The following is a 15,300-nucleotide window of genomic DNA, read 5'->3' on the forward strand; positions in this document are numbered from 1 at the left end:
GGATCGGTGCTATTGCTGTAGGAGCTGGCTTGCCTGCGATGGGCCGCAAAGCGGACCCATTCACTGATCATATAAACAATCAATTGGCCCACCCGTTCCAAGCGACCTACAGTGCGCCCGTCACTCACTACGCTGGACCTTCAAGATGAGCAAAAAGCCGAAAAAACACGGCCCGAACAAGGCCAAATCCATCATCGCCCAGCCACTGTTCCGCAGCCGACAGGAACAACCAGGCAAAGGCAAAGGCAGCTACCGCCGCGAAGCCTTCCAATCGAGAGATTGGGAGGCTTGTTACTTTTTGGCCGCATGAAAGCATCAAAAGCGCAGGCATGGTATGGTCGGCACCTGACCTGTAATTCCTGGATCTGTGCATGCTCTTCAGTCTGTTCCCACGCTGGCAACCCCGCCAGCTGATCGCGGCCTCCAGCCTCATCCTGCTCGTCGCCTGCGCGGAGAAACCCACCGCCGCCGACGCTCTGCCGCTGGCCCCTGCCCAGCCCGCTCCGGTGGTCAACCTGCCCGGCAGCACACCTGACGTCAGTACTGAAATCCAGCCCCTGCAGACCTTCGCCCAATGGCAGGCGGGCTTCCGTCAGCAAGCACTGCAGGCCGGCATCAGCGCAAGTTTGTTCGACCGCGCCTTCAGCGGCGTCACACCCGATATGGACGTGATCAAGGCCGACCGCAGCCAGCCCGAGTTCACCCGTCCAGTGTGGGAATACCTCGATGGCGCGCTGTCGCCACTGCGCGTGCGCAACGGTAAGAAGTTGCTTGAGCAAAATGCCGAGCTGCTGTCGCGCATCGAACAGCGCTACGGCGTAGATCGCCAGGTGCTGGTATCGGTGTGGGGCATGGAGAGTAACTTCGGCCAGTTCCAGGGCAACAAGTCGGTGATCCGCTCGCTGGCGACCCTGGCCTACGAAGGCCGTCGCCCGCAGTTTGCCCAGGATCAGCTGATTGCGGCGCTGCAGATCCTGCAGAACGGCGACATCCAGCCCGAGGCAATGCGTGGTTCGTGGGCCGGGGCGATGGGCCAGACCCAGTTCATTCCGACAACCTACAACACCCACGCGGTGGACTTCGACGGTGATGGCCGTCGCGATATCTGGAACAGCACCGCCGATGCCCTGGCATCCACCGCCCATTACCTGCAAAGCTCAGGTTGGAAGCGTGGTCAACCGTGGGGCTTCGAAGTCCAGGTGCCGGCCAGCTTCGATTACTGGATCGCCGACGGTGCCCAGCGCAAGACGGTCAGCGAGTGGCTGCAACTGGGCGTGAAACTGCCCAGTGGCACGCAACTGCCTGCCGGTAGCAACCAGCTGTCGGCCGCGCTGCTGCTGCCTGCCGGCGCCAAAGGCCCTGCCTTCCTGGTGTTGGACAACTTCCGCGCGATTCTCAAGTACAACAACTCATCATCCTATGCCCTGGCGGTAAGCCTGCTGGGTGATCGCTTCTCGGGCTGGGGCTTCATTGCTGGCAGCTGGCCGAAAGAAGATCTGCCATTGAGCCGCAGCGAGCGCATCGAGTTGCAGAACTTGCTCAATGCCAGCGGGCATGAGGCGGGCAATGCTGATGGCATCATTGGCGCCAATACTCGCAAGGCGATTCGCAATGCGCAGCAAGCGCAAGGGATGCCGGCGGATGGCTACCCGACGCATAAGTTGCTCGACAGCCTGCGTAGCCGCTAGCGAGCTGTCGCGGGGCAAGCCCGCTCCCACGTTACGTCCACTGACGTTTACAACGTGGGAGCGGGCTTGCCCCGCGATAGCCTTACGACCTGAACAACGTCTGCTCCAAGCTCAGGCTGTGCTTTTCGCTGTCCAAGCGCACCCGCGCTCCCAGCGGCAAGCAAATATTCGGATCACAATGGCCACTGCGCCATCCGGCCAGCACCGGCACCGCCAACGGCGCGAAGATATCCTCCAGCAGCGGCGTCATGGCCGAAACCGTAACCCCGGCAAAATCCCCCACCAGCACCCCACGCACACCCTCCAGCTTGCCAGCCAGGCGTAATTGGGTCAGCAACCTGTCGACCCGGTACAGCGGCTCGTTGACATCCTCGATGAACAAGATGCTGTCGCGTGTATCGATCTCAGCCAAGGTGCCCAGTGTGGCCCCTAGCAACGACAGATTACCGCCCACCAGACGCCCGCTGGCAGCGCCTGGCAGCACGCTGGTCAATGGGTAGTTGTGCGGATGGGCAATCGCCGCGCCCTGCCCCAGCCGCCCGCGCAACTGCTCCAGCAAGGAACTGACCGTCGGCTCCAGCTTCTCTCCCAGTAGATCGGCATTGAGCATGCCGCCATGGAAAGTGAGCAATCCTGCGCGCTGGTTGATCGCCGTGTGCAGCGCGGTGATATCGCTATAGCCGATCAACGGCTTGGGATGGCGCGCGATAAGCTCGAAGTCGATCTGGTCGAGCAGGCGCATGCTGCCGTAACCACCGCGCATGCACAGGATGGCGTCGATCTGCGGGTCGCTGAAGGCATCATGCAGATCCTGCAAACGCTGCTGATCGGAGCCGGCCAGGTAGCCTTGGGCCTGGCTGACACCGGGGTAGATGCGGCACTGGTAGCCGCGGTCGGTAAACCATTGACCAGCCTTGGCCTGATCCAGCCGCGCAGGGCCTGCGGGAGCAATGATGGCGAAGCAGGCATTGGTCGGCAGCGCCTGGGGCAATGGGGCAACCCCGCGTTCAACACAGTTCATCGAGCAACTCCTTGTAGGGACGGGCGAGCCACGATGAGCGAAAGCATCAGCCTTGCCCAGCGGGTAACGATCCCCCAATAAAAATGCCGATGGCGCCTCTCGGCGCGCATCGGCATGTTTGACTCAAGCCAGGCTCAGAGCTTGATCTTGGCTTCGTGCGCCTGCTGGTCAGCATGGTAGGACGAACGCACCAACGGCCCGGATGCGACGTTCTTGAAGCCCATCTTGTAGCCTTCCTCGGCGAACCAGGCGAAGGTGTCCGGATGGACGAAACGCTGCACCGGCAAGTGGCTGCGCGAAGGCTGCAGGTACTGACCGAGGGTGAGCATGTCGATGTTGTGCTCACGCATGCGATGCATCACTTCAATGACTTCCTCGTCGGTCTCGCCCAGGCCCAGCATCAAGCCGGACTTGGTCGGGACATGCGGCACCAGCTGCTTGAACTTCTCCAGCAGGTCCAGCGACCAGTCGTAGTCCGAACCAGGACGGGCGGCCTTGTACAGGCGCGGCACGGTCTCAAGGTTGTGGTTGAACACATCAGGCGGCTCTTGGGCGGTGATCGCCAGCGCCACGTCCATGCGTCCTCGGTAGTCCGGTACCAGGGTTTCCAACTGCACGCCTGGCGACAGCTTGCGGATTTCGCGAATGCAATCGGCAAAGTGCTGGGCACCGCCATCACGCAGGTCGTCACGGTCAACCGAGGTGATCACCACGTACTTCAGGCGCAGATCGGCGATAGCCACGGCCAGGTTGTGCGGCTCATCCACATCCAGTGGCTTCGGTCGGCCGTGGCCAACGTCGCAGAACGGGCAGCGACGCGTGCAGATGTCGCCCATGATCATGAAGGTCGCAGTACCACCGGAGAAGCACTCGCCCAGGTTCGGGCAGGAGGCCTCTTCGCAAACGCTGTGCAGCTTGTGCTTGCGCAGCAGTTGCTTGATGCGATCTACCTCGGGAGAAACCGGGATGCGCACGCGGATCCAGTCAGGCTTCTTCGGCAGCTCTTCGGTGGGGATGATCTTGACCGGGATACGCGCCACCTTGTCGGCGCCACGCAGTTTCACCCCAGCTTCCACCTTCTTCGGCGCAGGGCGCGGGGTGACATCCTGGGATGGGATCAGGTTCGGCACGGCTTCTTGCACAATTGTCATATTCAGTCGATTCCGCCCGTGAGGGTCGTCTGCTCAGCATAGTCGAGGTGCTTGACCAGCTGTCCGCGCAGCCTTGTCCTGACCTCGGTGAGTTCGATCGGACCTGCCAGATCACGTAGCTGGGTCATGGCCAGCCCCGCATACCCGCAGGGGTTGATTCGGCGAAATGGCGCTAAGTCCATGTCCACGTTCAGGGCAAGGCCGTGGAACGAACGACCATTGCGGATTCGCAGGCCGAGCGAGGCGATCTTCGCCCCGTCGACATATACACCCGGCGCATCGGGTTTGGCGGCGGCGTCGACCTCATAGCTGGCGAGCAGATCGATCAGGCTGTGCTCGATCCGGCTGACCAGCTCCCGCACGCCAAAGCCCAGCCGGCGCACGTCGAGCAACAGGTAGGCCACCAGCTGCCCGGGGCCATGGTAGGTCACCTGGCCGCCGCGATCGGTCTGCACCACCGGGATGTCGCCCGGCACCAGCAGGTGCTCGGCCTTGCCGGCCTGGCCCTGGGTGAAGACCGCAGGATGTTCGACCAGCCAGATTTCGTCCTGGCTGTCCGCTCCACGCTGCTCGGTAAAACGACGCATAGCCTCCAGCACCGGTTCATAGGGCTGCAGGCCAAGCTCGCGAAAACCGAGACAAGCGGGCATCAGAGCACCATTTTCACGATGCCGGTAGCGCGCAGGGCGCTGTTGATATCGTGCAGCTGGTCCTCGCTCTCGGCAACGATGTGCAGTTGCACCGTGGTGTACTTGCCTTCCTTGCTCTGACGCTCGGCCAGAGTGGCCATGTCGACCTTGGCGTGCTTCTTGAGGATTTCGATCACCGTGTCCTTGAAATTGACTACGGTGTCGCCAATCACCTTGATCGGATAATCGGCGCAGGGGAATTCAATCTTGTGCGACTTGACGTCAGGTTCGCTCATGGCGGAAACGGCCTCGTAAGCCGTGGCAACAACGACGCTCCCGCTGGAGTGAGCGGGAGCGTGGCAGGTCACGTTATCAGTTGAACAACCCGTAGAAGAATAGACGAATGCTATCCCACATACGGCGGAAGAAACCACCTTCCTCGACGCCATCGAGGGCGATGAGGTCAGCGCTGTGGACCACTTTCTCGTCCAGTTTGACTTCCACTTTACCGATCACGTCACCTTTGGCGATTGGCGCGGTCAGTTGTGGGTTCATGGTCATCGAAGCGGCCAGGCGCTTCAATTGGCCTTTAGGCATAGTCATGGTCAGGTCGTTGGCCAGGCCCGCCTTGACTTGGCTGGTGGCGCCCTTCCAGACCGGAGCCTGAGTCAGCTCGGTGCCCTTCTGGTAGAAGGTCTGGGTTTCGAAGAAGCGGAAACCGTAGGTCAGCAGCTTCTGGGTTTCGGCAGCACGCGATTGCTCGCTGTTGGTGCCGAACACCACGGCGATCAGGCGCTGGCCGTCACGTACCGCCGAGGCGACCATGCAGTAGCCGGCTTCGTCGGTGTGGCCGGTTTTCAGGCCATCGACGGTCTTGTCACGCCACAGCAGCAGGTTGCGGTTCGGCTGCTTGATGTTGTTCCAGAAGAACTCTTTCTGCGAGTAGATCGCGTAGTGAGCCGGGTCTTCGTTGATGATCGCACGCGCCAGCAGGGCCATGTCGTGGGCCGAGGAGTAGTGCTCCGGGTTCGGCAGGCCGGTCGGGTTCATGAAGTGGCTGTTGCCCATGCCCAGATCGGTAGCGGTCTTGTTCATCATGTCGGCGAAGGCATCTTCGCTGCCGGCGATGTGCTCGGCCAGGGCGACCGACGCGTCGTTACCCGACTGGATGATGATGCCGTGCAGCAGGTCGCTGACGCTGACCTGGGTGCCGACCTTGATGAACATGCGCGAACCACCGGTACGCCAGGCGTTTTCGCTGACGGTGACCGGGTCGTTTTCGCCGATCTGGCCACGACGGATGTCGAGGGTGGCGATGTAGGCAGTCATCAGCTTGGTCAAGCTGGCTGGCGGCAGGCGCTCGTCACCGTTGTTTTCGACCAGCACGTTGCCGCTGGACGCGTCCATGAGTACGTAGGACTTGGCGGCCAACTGCGGTGGCGATGGCATCATCTGCTCCGCTGCGAAGGCAGCAGGCGTGATCATCAGCAGTACGGGCAGGCAAAGTCGTTTGGCAAGGTTGGTGATGTTCATCCGTCTCTCGAAAATCGCTAATGGTCTGATGTTTCGTGGGCAAGGCCCAACGGCTAGTCAGTCTAGTTATGCGAGCTGCGCTGCAGCCCAAACCCGAGGCCAGGGGCCTTGCGGGAAAAAACGGCCATTGTACATGGGCGCGTCTGGCAATTCATGACAAAACAGACAGGTCGGCGTCGACTTCTTCGCGGGCAAGCCCGCTGCCACAGGGTCATCGCTGTCCTTGTGGCAGCGGGCTTGCCCGCGAAAGGGGTGACGCAAATCAGTGCGTCGTGCCCCTTCAGTCCACCGTCTGGCGCAGGAGTTCCCTAGTCGGTCACCAGCTTGGCCTGGCCAAGATTGGCCATGCGCACGCTGTCCTGGGTCTGTTGGACTTCGCCCTGGCTGCTCATCGGCCCCAGGCGTACGCGGTGCAGGGTCTGCTGGTTACGTACGATCGAGCTGATGAATACCGGGGCGCTGACCATGGTGCTGAGTTTGGAGCGCAGCAGTTCAGCTGCGTCCGGGTTGGCGAATGCGCCCACCTGAAGGTACATGCCGCCATTGGCGCTTGGCGCGCTGTTGCTGGCGATCTGCACCGGTACTACCGCCGCAGCATGTTGCTGCGCTGGCGGAGTCCATTGCTCGACCTTGCCCGTGCTGGCTGGCAGCGCTTGGGTCTGGGCCACTTGCGGTTCCTTGAGCACCAACGGCGCCTGCTGACCACGCTGGGCCCACCACTGCTGCGGGTCGATCCCCTCGACGCGCACCCGCGCGGTGCCGGTTTCGGCGTAACCGAGTTTTTTCGCCGCCGCGTAGGACAGGTCGATGATGCGGTCCGAATAGAACGGGCCACGGTCGTTGACCCGCAGGATCACGCTACGGTGGTTGTCCAGGTTGGTCACCCGCACGTAGGCCGGCAGCGGCAGGGTCTTGTGCGCTGCGCTCATGCCGTAGAGGTCATAGACCTCGCCATTGGCGGTGTTCTGGCCATGGAACTTGGTGCCGTACCAGGAGGCAGTGCCCTCGGCCCGGTAGTTGCGCGAGTCCTGGATCGGGTAGTAGGTCTTGCCCAGCACCGTGTACGGGTTGGCCTTGTAATTGCCAGTGTGCACGGTTGGCGTGGCGTCAGGGATCTTGTTGACATCCACGTCCCACCACGGCGCGCCGTCCTTGTGAGCGCGGTTGATGTCCAGGCCAGGTTGCGAACGAACCACGTTGCCGCCGCTTTGCTGGGCCGGACGGCTGGACGAGCAGCTGGCCAGGACCACGCCAACGGCGATGCAGGTCAGCAGCTTGAAGGAATTCAGAGAAAATACGCGCATTACTTGACGCCCCGTGCAAGAACCAGCTGTTCCGAGAGCTGATGCACCGCCATGGCGTACATCACACTGCGGTTGTACCGCGTGATCGCATAGAAGTTCTTCAAGCCCATCCAGTATTCCGGACCGTTTTCACCCTCGAGCTTGAAGGCGGTCACCGGCAGATCATCGCGCAGCGCATCATGGCTCGACCAACCCAGGGCTTTCAACTCCCCGACCGTCTTGACCGGCTCGATACCCGTGGTCAGGCCTTCATCGGCCCGCTCGCCACGCACCTGGGCGCGACTGACCACGCCCTCGCCCGCAACCCAGCCGTGGCGCTTGAAGTAGCTGGCCACGCTGCCGATGGCGTCATCGGGGTTGTTCCAGATATTGATGTGGCCATCACCGTCGAAGTCCACGGCATAGTTGCGAAAACTGCTCGGCATGAACTGCGGCAAGCCCATGGCGCCGGCGTAGGAGCCCTTGAGCATCAGCGGATCGAGCTGCTCCTCCCGGGCCAGCAAGAGAAACTCGCGCAGCTCCTTGCGGAAGAACTCGGCCCGTGGCGGGTAATCGAAGCCCAGGGTCGACAACGCGTCGATCACCCGGTAGTTGCCGGTGTTGCGACCAAAGAAGGTCTCCACGCCGATGATCGACACGATCACTTGGGCCGGCACCCCATATTCCTGCTCGGCACGGGCTAAGGTGGCCTCGTGCTGACGCCAGAAGTCGACCCCGCGGGCAATGCGCGCGTCGGTAATGAACATCGGCCGGTATTCTTTCCACGGCTTGACCCGCTCGGCCGGACGCGAAATCGCATCGAGGATCGACTGCTTGCGCTGCACCTCGCGGAACACGCCCATCAGTTGTTCGCCGGCAAAACCGTAGTCGCGGGTCATTTCGCCAACGAACTCGGCCACCTGTGGCGAGCCGTCATAGTCGCCGGCATTGGCTTGCTGGACAGCGCCGAACAGACCGATTGCGCCGATCCACGGCAGACAACGGGCAGCCCAGGTACGCACTGCTTGCATGAAATTGGTCACCTTATTCAAACCTGCGCGATCCATTTGCGGTGTGTGTGGATCGACATCAGAACGCCAAACGCTGACAGCAGCGTCACCAACGAAGTTCCGCCATAACTAATGAAGGGCAGCGGCACCCCCACTACGGGTAACAAACCGCTAACCATACCGATATTGACGAATACGTATACAAAGAAGGTCATCGTCAGGCTGCCCGCCAGCAGCTTGCCGAACAGGGTCTGCGCCTGGGCCGTGATCACCAGGCCGCGGCCGATCAGCAGCAGGTAGACGATCAACAGCAGGCAGATCCCGACCAGACCGAACTCCTCGCCGAGCACGGCGATGATGAAGTCGGTGTGGCTTTCAGGAAGAAAATCCAGGTGCGACTGGGTACCGAGCAACCAACCTTTGCCAAACACCCCGCCCGAGCCGATCGCGGCCTTGGACTGAATGATGTTCCAGCCGGTGCCCAACGGGTCGCTTTCCGGGTCGAGGAAGGTCAATACCCGTTGCTTCTGGTAGTCGTGCATGACGAAGAACCACATCGCCACGGCCACCGGCACCGCGGCGGCCAGCACGCTGATAATCCAGCGCCAGCGCAGGCCCCCCATGAACAGCACGAACGCGCCCGAGGCGAGGATCAGCAGCGCGGTACCCAGGTCAGGCTGGCGGACAATTAGAATGAACGGCACGCCGATCAGCACCAGGCTGATCGCCACGTGCTTGAGATCCGGCGGCAAGGTGCGCTTGGACAGATACCAGGCCAAGGTTGCCGGCATGATGATCTTCATGAATTCCGAAGGCTGGAAGCGGATCACCCCCGGGATGTTGATCCAGCGGGTCGCGCCCATGGCGTTGTGGCCCATGACGTCGACCACCACCAGCAGACACACCCCGGTCAGGTACGCCAACGGCACCCAACGGGCCATGAAACGTGGTTCGAGCTGGGCGATGATGAACATCGACACCAGGCCGATGCCGAACGAGGTGGCCTGCTTCATCAGCAAGTCCCAGTTCTTGCCGCTGGCCGAATAGAGCACGAACAGGCTGCCAGCGGCGAGGGTCAGCAGGATGATCAGCAGCGGGCCGTCGACATGGATGCGCTGCAGGAAGCTGGCGCGCCGACGCATCACGTCTTCGCTGGAGAGCATGCGATCAAAGTTGTTCATCATTGCGGCGCTTCCTGGGCGACGGTGGGCGGCGCGAACTCGGTTTTCAGCCGGCCGCTCTCATCGAGCAACCAGGCATCCATCACCTGACGCATCACGGGGGCGGCCACACGGCCACCGGCTTCGCCGTTCTCGATCATCACCGAGACCACGATCTTGGGGTCTTCTGCGGGCGCAAAGCCAACGAACAAGGCGTGGTCACGATGGCGCTCCTGGACTTTGTTGCGGTCGTACTTCTCGCCCTGCTTGATCGCCACCACCTGGGCGGTACCGCTCTTGCCGGCAATCCGATACTGGGCGCCAGCGGCGGCGGCGCGGGCAGTACCGCGGGCGTTATGCATGACCTGCTCCATCCCATGGGTGACTCGGGTCCAGTCGGACTTGTCGCGCAGGATGATGTCATCGATCGGGTTTTCGTCCACCGGCGGCTGGCCTTCGATGGTCTTGGCCAGATGCGGCCGGAACCACTTGCCTTTGCTGGCGATCAGCGCCGTAGCCTGGGCCATCTGCAAGGGCGTGGTCTGCATGTAGCCCTGGCCGATACCCAGGATCAGCGTCTCGCCCGGGAACCAGGCCTGACGACGGGTGGCGCGCTTCCACTCACGGGTCGGCATCAAGCCGGAAGACTCCTCGAACATGTCCAGCGAGACTTTCTGGCCGAGGCCGAACTTGTTCATGTAAGTGGACAGGCGATCAATGCCCATCTTGTGCGCCAAGTCGTAGAAGTAGGTGTCGTTGGAACGCATGATCGCCAGGTCCAGATCGACCCAGCCATCACCACTGCGGTTCCAGTTTCGGTATTTGTGGTCATAGTTGGGCAACTGGTAGTAGCCCGGGTCGAATACCCGGCTGCTGGCGGTGACCACGCCACTGTCCAGCCCGGCAATCGCCACCGCCGGCTTGATGGTCGAGCCTGGCGGATACAGGCCGCGCAAGACGCGGTTGAACAGCGGCCGGTCGATCGAGTCGCGCAGCTCGGCATAGGCCTTGAAGCCGATACCGGTGACGAACAGGTTGGGGTCGAAGCTCGGCTGGCTGACCATCGCCAGGACTTCACCCGAGCGCGGATCCAACGCCACCACCGCGCCACGCCGCCCGCCCAGGGCAAGCTCGGCCGCTTCCTGCAACTTGATGTCCAGGCTCAGGACGATGTCCTTGCCAGGAATCGGGTCGGTACGCTTGAGCACCCGCAGGACACGACCGCGCGCGTTGGTCTCGACTTCCTCGTAACCGACCTGGCCGTGCAAGGCGTCTTCATAGAAGCGCTCGATGCCGGTCTTGCCGATATGGTGGGTGCCGCTGTAGTTGACCGGATCGAGGGTTTTCAGCTCTTTCTCGTTGATCCGCCCGACGTAGCCGACCGAATGGGCGAAATGCGCACCTTGTGGGTAATGGCGCACCAGCTGCGCCGCCACCTCAACCCCCGGCAGGCGGAACTGGTTCACCGCCACCCGGGCGATCTGTTCTTCGCTGAGCTCGAACAGGATCGGCACCGGCTCGAACGGTCGGCGCCCCTGCTTCATGCGCTTCTCGAACAGCGCACGGTCATCCGGGGTCAGCTCCAGCACCTCGACGATCACGTCCAGCACTTCCTGCCATTTGCCGGAGTTACCGGCCCGCTCGCGGGTCATGGTCAGGCTGAAGCTGGGCCGGTTATCGGCGATGATCACCCCATTTCGGTCGAAAATCAGCCCACGGGTCGGCGGAATCGGCTGCACATGCACCCGATTGTTCTCCGACAAGGTGGAGTGATAGTCGTACTGGATGATCTGCAGGTAATACAGCCGCGCGATCAGCACGCACACCAGCAACATGATCGCCACAGCGCCGACCACGACGCGGTTGCGCACCAGGCGGGCGTCTTTCTCGTGGTCTTTGAGGCGAATCGGCTGCGACATCGGGCGGGCTTACAGGCTCATTTGTGGTAGGGATGCCCGGACAACACGGTCCAGGCGCGGTAGATCTGTTCGCCGATCAGTATCCTTACCAACGGATGCGGCAGGGTCAGCGGCGACAGCGACCAGCGCTGTTCGCTACGCGCGCACACCTCCGGCGCCAGGCCCTCCGGCCCACCCACCATCAAATTCACCGTGCGCGAATCCAGGCGCCAGCGATCCAGCTCGACCGCCAACTGCTCGGTGCTCCAAGGCTTGCCGTGCACCTCAAGGGTGACGATACGCTCGCCCGGCTGCACCTTGGCGAGCATGGCCTCGCCCTCCTGACGAATCAGGCGAGCGACGTCGGCATTCTTGCCCCGGGTGTTCAGCGGTATTTCCACCAGCTCCAGCGACAGCTCCGAAGGGAGGCGCTTGGCATATTCATGCCAGCCTTCCTCGACCCACTTGGGCATACGCGAGCCGACCGCGATCAATCGCAGACGCACGGCGCTTCCTTATTACTTGGTGAGCTTGTCGAAGAACTCGTTGGCACCGGTTTCCGAGCTGTGGTGCTTGCCATCGGCGGCACGGCTCTGCTCGGCACCCATCCACAGGCGCTCCAGGTCGTAGAACTGACGCGCTGCGGCGGTCATCATGTGCACGATGACGTCGTTGAGGTCGAGCAGGACCCAGTCGCTCTCGCCCTTGCCTTCTTCGCCCAGCGGCTGCACGCCCTTAGCCTTGACCAGTTCGCGAACCTTTTCCAGCATCGCGTTGATCTGGCGGTTGGAGGTACCGGTGGCGATGATCATGTAGTCGGTCAGGCTGTGCTTCTCGCGTACGTCGATGACCTGGATGTCCTGGGCCTTGACGTCTTCCAGTGCGGCCTTGGCCAGCTCGACCAGTTCTTCGGCCTTGATGATGTTTTGCTTGGTCATATAAAACTCGTTCAACTCATTGAATGAGGCGCCCAATGGCGCCGTCAGTTGGACGCACGATACAGATCGTGCGCCTCGATATAGGCCAGTACTGCGTCCGGCACCAGGAACCGCACCGACTTGCCGCTGGCCAGCAGCTGTCGGATTTGCGTGGCAGACACCGCGAGCGGCGTCTGCCAGACGAACGAAATATGCCCCGCCGGGCCAGACATGGCGGCGGGATCGCTCTCCGAGCGCGCCGCCAGAAGGTTGCGCAGCTCGTCAGGGGGTTCGACATCGGCATCCGGGCGTTGCAGCACCAGGATGTGACAGTGTTGCAGCAACTCTTCCCAGCGATGCCAGCCAGGCAGGCCGCAGAATGCGTCCCAACCCAGCACCAGGAACAATTGGTCGTCGTCCGCCAGCTCGGCCCGGATCGATTCCAGGGTGTCGATGGTGTACGACGGCTTGTCGCGTGCCAGCTCCCGGGCATCAACGCTCAGGCATTCGACCCCGCTAACCGCGCTTTGCACCATGGCCAGGCGATCCTGCGCCGACACCTGTGGCGTGTCGCGGTGTGGCGGTCGAGCGTTGGGCAGCAGGCGCAGCTCGTCCAGGCCCATGAATTCGGCCACTTCCAGCGCGCTGCGCAGGTGGCCGATATGCACCGGGTCGAAGGTACCGCCGAGAATGCCGACGCGCCGCACTGGCTGGGCGGTGCTCAACTCAGCAGGACTCCTGGCCGCGCAGTTGACCATCGCCGATCACTACATACTTCTCGCAGGTCAGGCCTTCCAGGCCGACCGGGCCGCGGGCGTGCAGCTTGTCGGTGGAAATCCCGATTTCTGCGCCCAGGCCATATTCGAAGCCGTCGGCAAAGCAGGTCGGGGTATTGAGCATCACCGACGCCGAGTCGACCTCGGCCATGAAGCGCCGGGCCTGGCCCTGGTGTTCGGTGATGATCGAATCGGTGTGGTGCGAGCCGTAATGGTTGATGTGCTCGATAGCCTGGTCCAGGCCGTCGACCACACGAATCGACAGGATCGCGTCGAGGTATTCGGTGTGCCAGTCGTCTTCACTGGCAGGCTTGGCCTCGATGATCGCCTGGGTACGCTCGCAGCCGCGCAGCTCGACGCCCTTGTCCTGGAAGCGGCGGGCCATTTCCGGCAGGAAATCGCTAGCCACGCTTTGATCGACCAGCAACGTTTCCATCGCGCCACAGATGCCGTAGCGGTAGGTCTTGGCGTTGAAGGCCACGCGCCAGCCCTTGTCCAGATCAGCGTGCTGATCGATATAGACGTGGCAGATGCCATCGAGGTGCTTGATCACCGGCACGCGGGCATCACGGCTGATGCGCTCGATCAGACCACGGCCGCCGCGCGGGACGATGACATCGACGAACTCCGGCATGCTGATCAGTGCGCCGACGGCGTCGCGATCGGTGGTCTCGACCACTTGCACTACCGCCGCCGGCAGGCCGGCGGCAGCCAGGCCACGCTGGATGCAGGTGGCGATGGCGCGATTGGAATGAATCGCCTCGGAGCCGCCACGCAGGATGGTGGCGTTGCCCGATTTGAGGCACAGGCTGGCAGCGTCAATGGTCACGTTCGGGCGCGACTCATAGATGATGCCGATCACCCCGAGCGGTACGCGCATCTTGCCCACCTGGATCCCCGACGGGCGGTAGCTCATGTCACGGATGGCGCCGACTGGGTCCGGCAGGCTGGCAACCTGGCGCAGGCCAGTGATCATGCCGTCGATGCGCGCCGGGGTCAGGGCCAGACGGTCGAGCAGAGCTGGCTCAAGGCCATTGGCACGGCCAGCGGCCAGGTCCTGTTCATTGGCTGCGGTCAGCTCGCTGCGGGCAGCGTCCAGCGCGTCGGCGGCGGCCTGCAGGGCGCGGTTCTTCTGCGCGGTGCTGGCACGGGCGATCACACGAGAGGCCTCGCGGGCGGCGCGACCCAGGCGGGTCATGTAGTCAAGAACGGACTCAGTCATGGGCTCGGTGTCTTGGCGAAAGGGGAAATCGGCTGATTATAACTGGCACGCCCCTATACGCCCAGCGGCGGGTGGCGGATGGTAGAAGATGGCGGGGGTAATGGGTAGGAAAGATGTAACGGGCCTTATCAGAAATTTCCTTGTCCGAACCGACGCTATCGCGGGACAAGCCCGCTCCCACGGGGATTTCTCACAGTCTGCGTGGGAGCGGGCTTGCCCCGCGATGAGGTCTTCACTAACAGCGCACAAGCGCTCAGTTCAGCCTCGATTAAGCGATTAATTGCTATGATCCGCGCCACTCAACCACGAACGATCAGCATGCCCGACCCAGCCCCCTGCCCGGCACGTGCCCTGCCCGACAGCTTTTTCGACCGTGACGCCCAGACCCTGGCCAAGGCATTGCTGGGCAAGGTCATTCGTCATCGCCACGGCAATCTCTGGCTGGCCGCGCGGATCATCGAGACCGAAGCCTACTACCTGAGCGACAAAGGCAGCCACGCCTCGCTCGGCTTCACCGAAAAACGCAAGGCGCTGTTTCTCGATGGCGGGCACATCTACATGTATTACGCCCGTGGCGGCGATTCGCTCAATTTCAGCGCCCATGGGCCTGGCAACGCCGTGCTGATCAAATCCGCCTACCCGTGGCTGGACGCCATCTCCGATGCCAACAGCCTGGCACAGATGCAGCTGAACAACCCTGACGCCAACGGCAACATCCGCCCAGACGAGCGCCTGTGCGCCGGGCAGACCTTGCTCTGCCGCGCGCTGGACCTGAAAGTGCCGCACTGGGACGCCAAGCGCTTCGACCCAGATCGTCTCTATGTCGAAGACTGCGCCATCAGTGTGCCGCAGATCATCCAATGCGCGCGCCTGGGCATCCCGCACGGGCGCGACGAACACCTGCCGTACCGTTTCGTCGATGCTCAATTTGCCCGCTTTTGCACACGGAACCCGCTGCGTCGGGGCCAAGTCGAAGGCCGGGACTACTTCATTCTGGAACAAGGAAGCTGAC

The 15,300-nt window shown here is 62.4% G+C and carries 16 protein-coding genes; 3 read left to right on the plus strand and 13 right to left on the minus strand.

The annotated features are described in order from the left end of the window. Positions 1 to 145 precede the first annotated feature (145 nt). Positions 146 to 310: an alternative ribosome rescue factor ArfA gene (gene arfA, locus ACF8K2_RS22210; protein WP_186556672.1), complete on the plus strand. Its 165-nt coding sequence runs from the start codon at positions 146 to 148 to the stop codon at positions 308 to 310. A gap of 61 nt (positions 311 to 371) precedes the next feature. Beyond that, entirely contained in the window at positions 372 to 1,688 is a 1,317-nt protein-coding gene (locus tag ACF8K2_RS22215; RefSeq protein WP_392467645.1) for a lytic murein transglycosylase, read from the plus strand. Between the two features lie 82 nt (positions 1,689 to 1,770). Here the strand turns inward: ACF8K2_RS22215 and ACF8K2_RS22220 are convergent, their stop codons facing one another. From ACF8K2_RS22220 to ACF8K2_RS22280, 13 genes are all read right to left on the minus strand, one after another. Then, positions 1,771 to 2,709 (minus strand): LD-carboxypeptidase, encoded by a 939-nt coding sequence (locus ACF8K2_RS22220; protein WP_186556670.1) that lies wholly within the window; start codon positions 2,707 to 2,709, stop codon positions 1,771 to 1,773. Between the two features lie 134 nt (positions 2,710 to 2,843). Continuing rightward, positions 2,844 to 3,860 carry a lipoyl synthase gene (gene lipA, locus ACF8K2_RS22225; protein ID WP_225915626.1) on the minus strand — a complete coding sequence of 339 codons (1,017 nt, stop codon included), beginning with the start codon at positions 3,858 to 3,860 and terminating at the stop codon, positions 2,844 to 2,846. 2 nt (positions 3,861 to 3,862) lie between these two features. Continuing rightward, positions 3,863 to 4,510, minus strand: coding sequence for a lipoyl(octanoyl) transferase LipB (gene lipB, locus ACF8K2_RS22230; protein ID WP_186556669.1), 648 nt, complete (start codon positions 4,508 to 4,510; stop codon positions 3,863 to 3,865). Next, entirely contained in the window at positions 4,510 to 4,785 is a 276-nt protein-coding gene (locus ACF8K2_RS22235) for a DUF493 domain-containing protein (RefSeq protein ID WP_186556668.1), read from the minus strand. The genes lipB and ACF8K2_RS22235 overlap by 1 nt, the downstream gene beginning before the upstream one ends. A 76-nt stretch (positions 4,786 to 4,861) precedes the next feature. After that, positions 4,862 to 6,022: a D-alanyl-D-alanine carboxypeptidase family protein gene (locus ACF8K2_RS22240; RefSeq protein ID WP_186556667.1), complete on the minus strand. Its 1,161-nt coding sequence runs from the start codon at positions 6,020 to 6,022 to the stop codon at positions 4,862 to 4,864. 308 nt (positions 6,023 to 6,330) lie between these two features. Beyond that, complete coding sequence (locus tag ACF8K2_RS22245) at positions 6,331 to 7,326, minus strand: septal ring lytic transglycosylase RlpA family protein (protein ID WP_186556666.1); 996 nt, start codon at positions 7,324 to 7,326, stop codon at positions 6,331 to 6,333. Next, entirely contained in the window at positions 7,326 to 8,336 is a 1,011-nt protein-coding gene (mltB, locus tag ACF8K2_RS22250) for a lytic murein transglycosylase B (protein ID WP_186556665.1), read from the minus strand. The genes ACF8K2_RS22245 and mltB overlap by 1 nt, the downstream gene beginning before the upstream one ends. Before the next feature lie 17 nt (positions 8,337 to 8,353). After that, the gene (gene rodA, locus ACF8K2_RS22255; RefSeq protein WP_186556704.1) at positions 8,354 to 9,457 is read right to left on the minus strand and encodes a rod shape-determining protein RodA; all 1,104 of its coding nucleotides are present in this window, start codon (positions 9,455 to 9,457) and stop codon (positions 8,354 to 8,356) included. Positions 9,458 to 9,495: 38 nt separating this feature from the next. Beyond that, positions 9,496 to 11,394, minus strand: coding sequence for a penicillin-binding protein 2 (gene mrdA, locus ACF8K2_RS22260; protein ID WP_392467649.1), 1,899 nt, complete (start codon positions 11,392 to 11,394; stop codon positions 9,496 to 9,498). 17 nt (positions 11,395 to 11,411) lie between these two features. Then, positions 11,412 to 11,879: a 23S rRNA (pseudouridine(1915)-N(3))-methyltransferase RlmH gene (gene rlmH / locus ACF8K2_RS22265; RefSeq protein ID WP_009397919.1), complete on the minus strand. Its 468-nt coding sequence runs from the start codon at positions 11,877 to 11,879 to the stop codon at positions 11,412 to 11,414. 12 nt (positions 11,880 to 11,891) lie between these two features. After that, positions 11,892 to 12,311: a ribosome silencing factor gene (gene rsfS, locus ACF8K2_RS22270; protein WP_186556663.1), complete on the minus strand. Its 420-nt coding sequence runs from the start codon at positions 12,309 to 12,311 to the stop codon at positions 11,892 to 11,894. Between the two features lie 44 nt (positions 12,312 to 12,355). Further along, positions 12,356 to 13,048, minus strand: coding sequence for a nicotinate-nucleotide adenylyltransferase (gene nadD, locus ACF8K2_RS22275; protein WP_186556662.1), 693 nt, complete (start codon positions 13,046 to 13,048; stop codon positions 12,356 to 12,358). Further along, entirely contained in the window at positions 13,017 to 14,288 is a 1,272-nt protein-coding gene (locus ACF8K2_RS22280; RefSeq protein ID WP_392467651.1) for a glutamate-5-semialdehyde dehydrogenase, read from the minus strand. Before ACF8K2_RS22280 ends, nadD begins: the two co-directional genes overlap by 32 nt. Positions 14,289 to 14,606: 318 nt before the next feature. On the opposite strand from ACF8K2_RS22280, the gene ACF8K2_RS22285 reads away from it, so the two are divergent. Continuing rightward, positions 14,607 to 15,299 (plus strand): DNA-3-methyladenine glycosylase, encoded by a 693-nt coding sequence (locus ACF8K2_RS22285; RefSeq protein ID WP_392467653.1) that lies wholly within the window; start codon positions 14,607 to 14,609, stop codon positions 15,297 to 15,299. Position 15,300: the final 1 nt, after the last annotated feature.

Origin of the sequence: Pseudomonas sp. xss_2, assembly GCF_043104195.1 — a bacterium.
GTDB lineage: Bacteria > Pseudomonadota > Gammaproteobacteria > Pseudomonadales > Pseudomonadaceae > Aquipseudomonas > Aquipseudomonas urmiensis.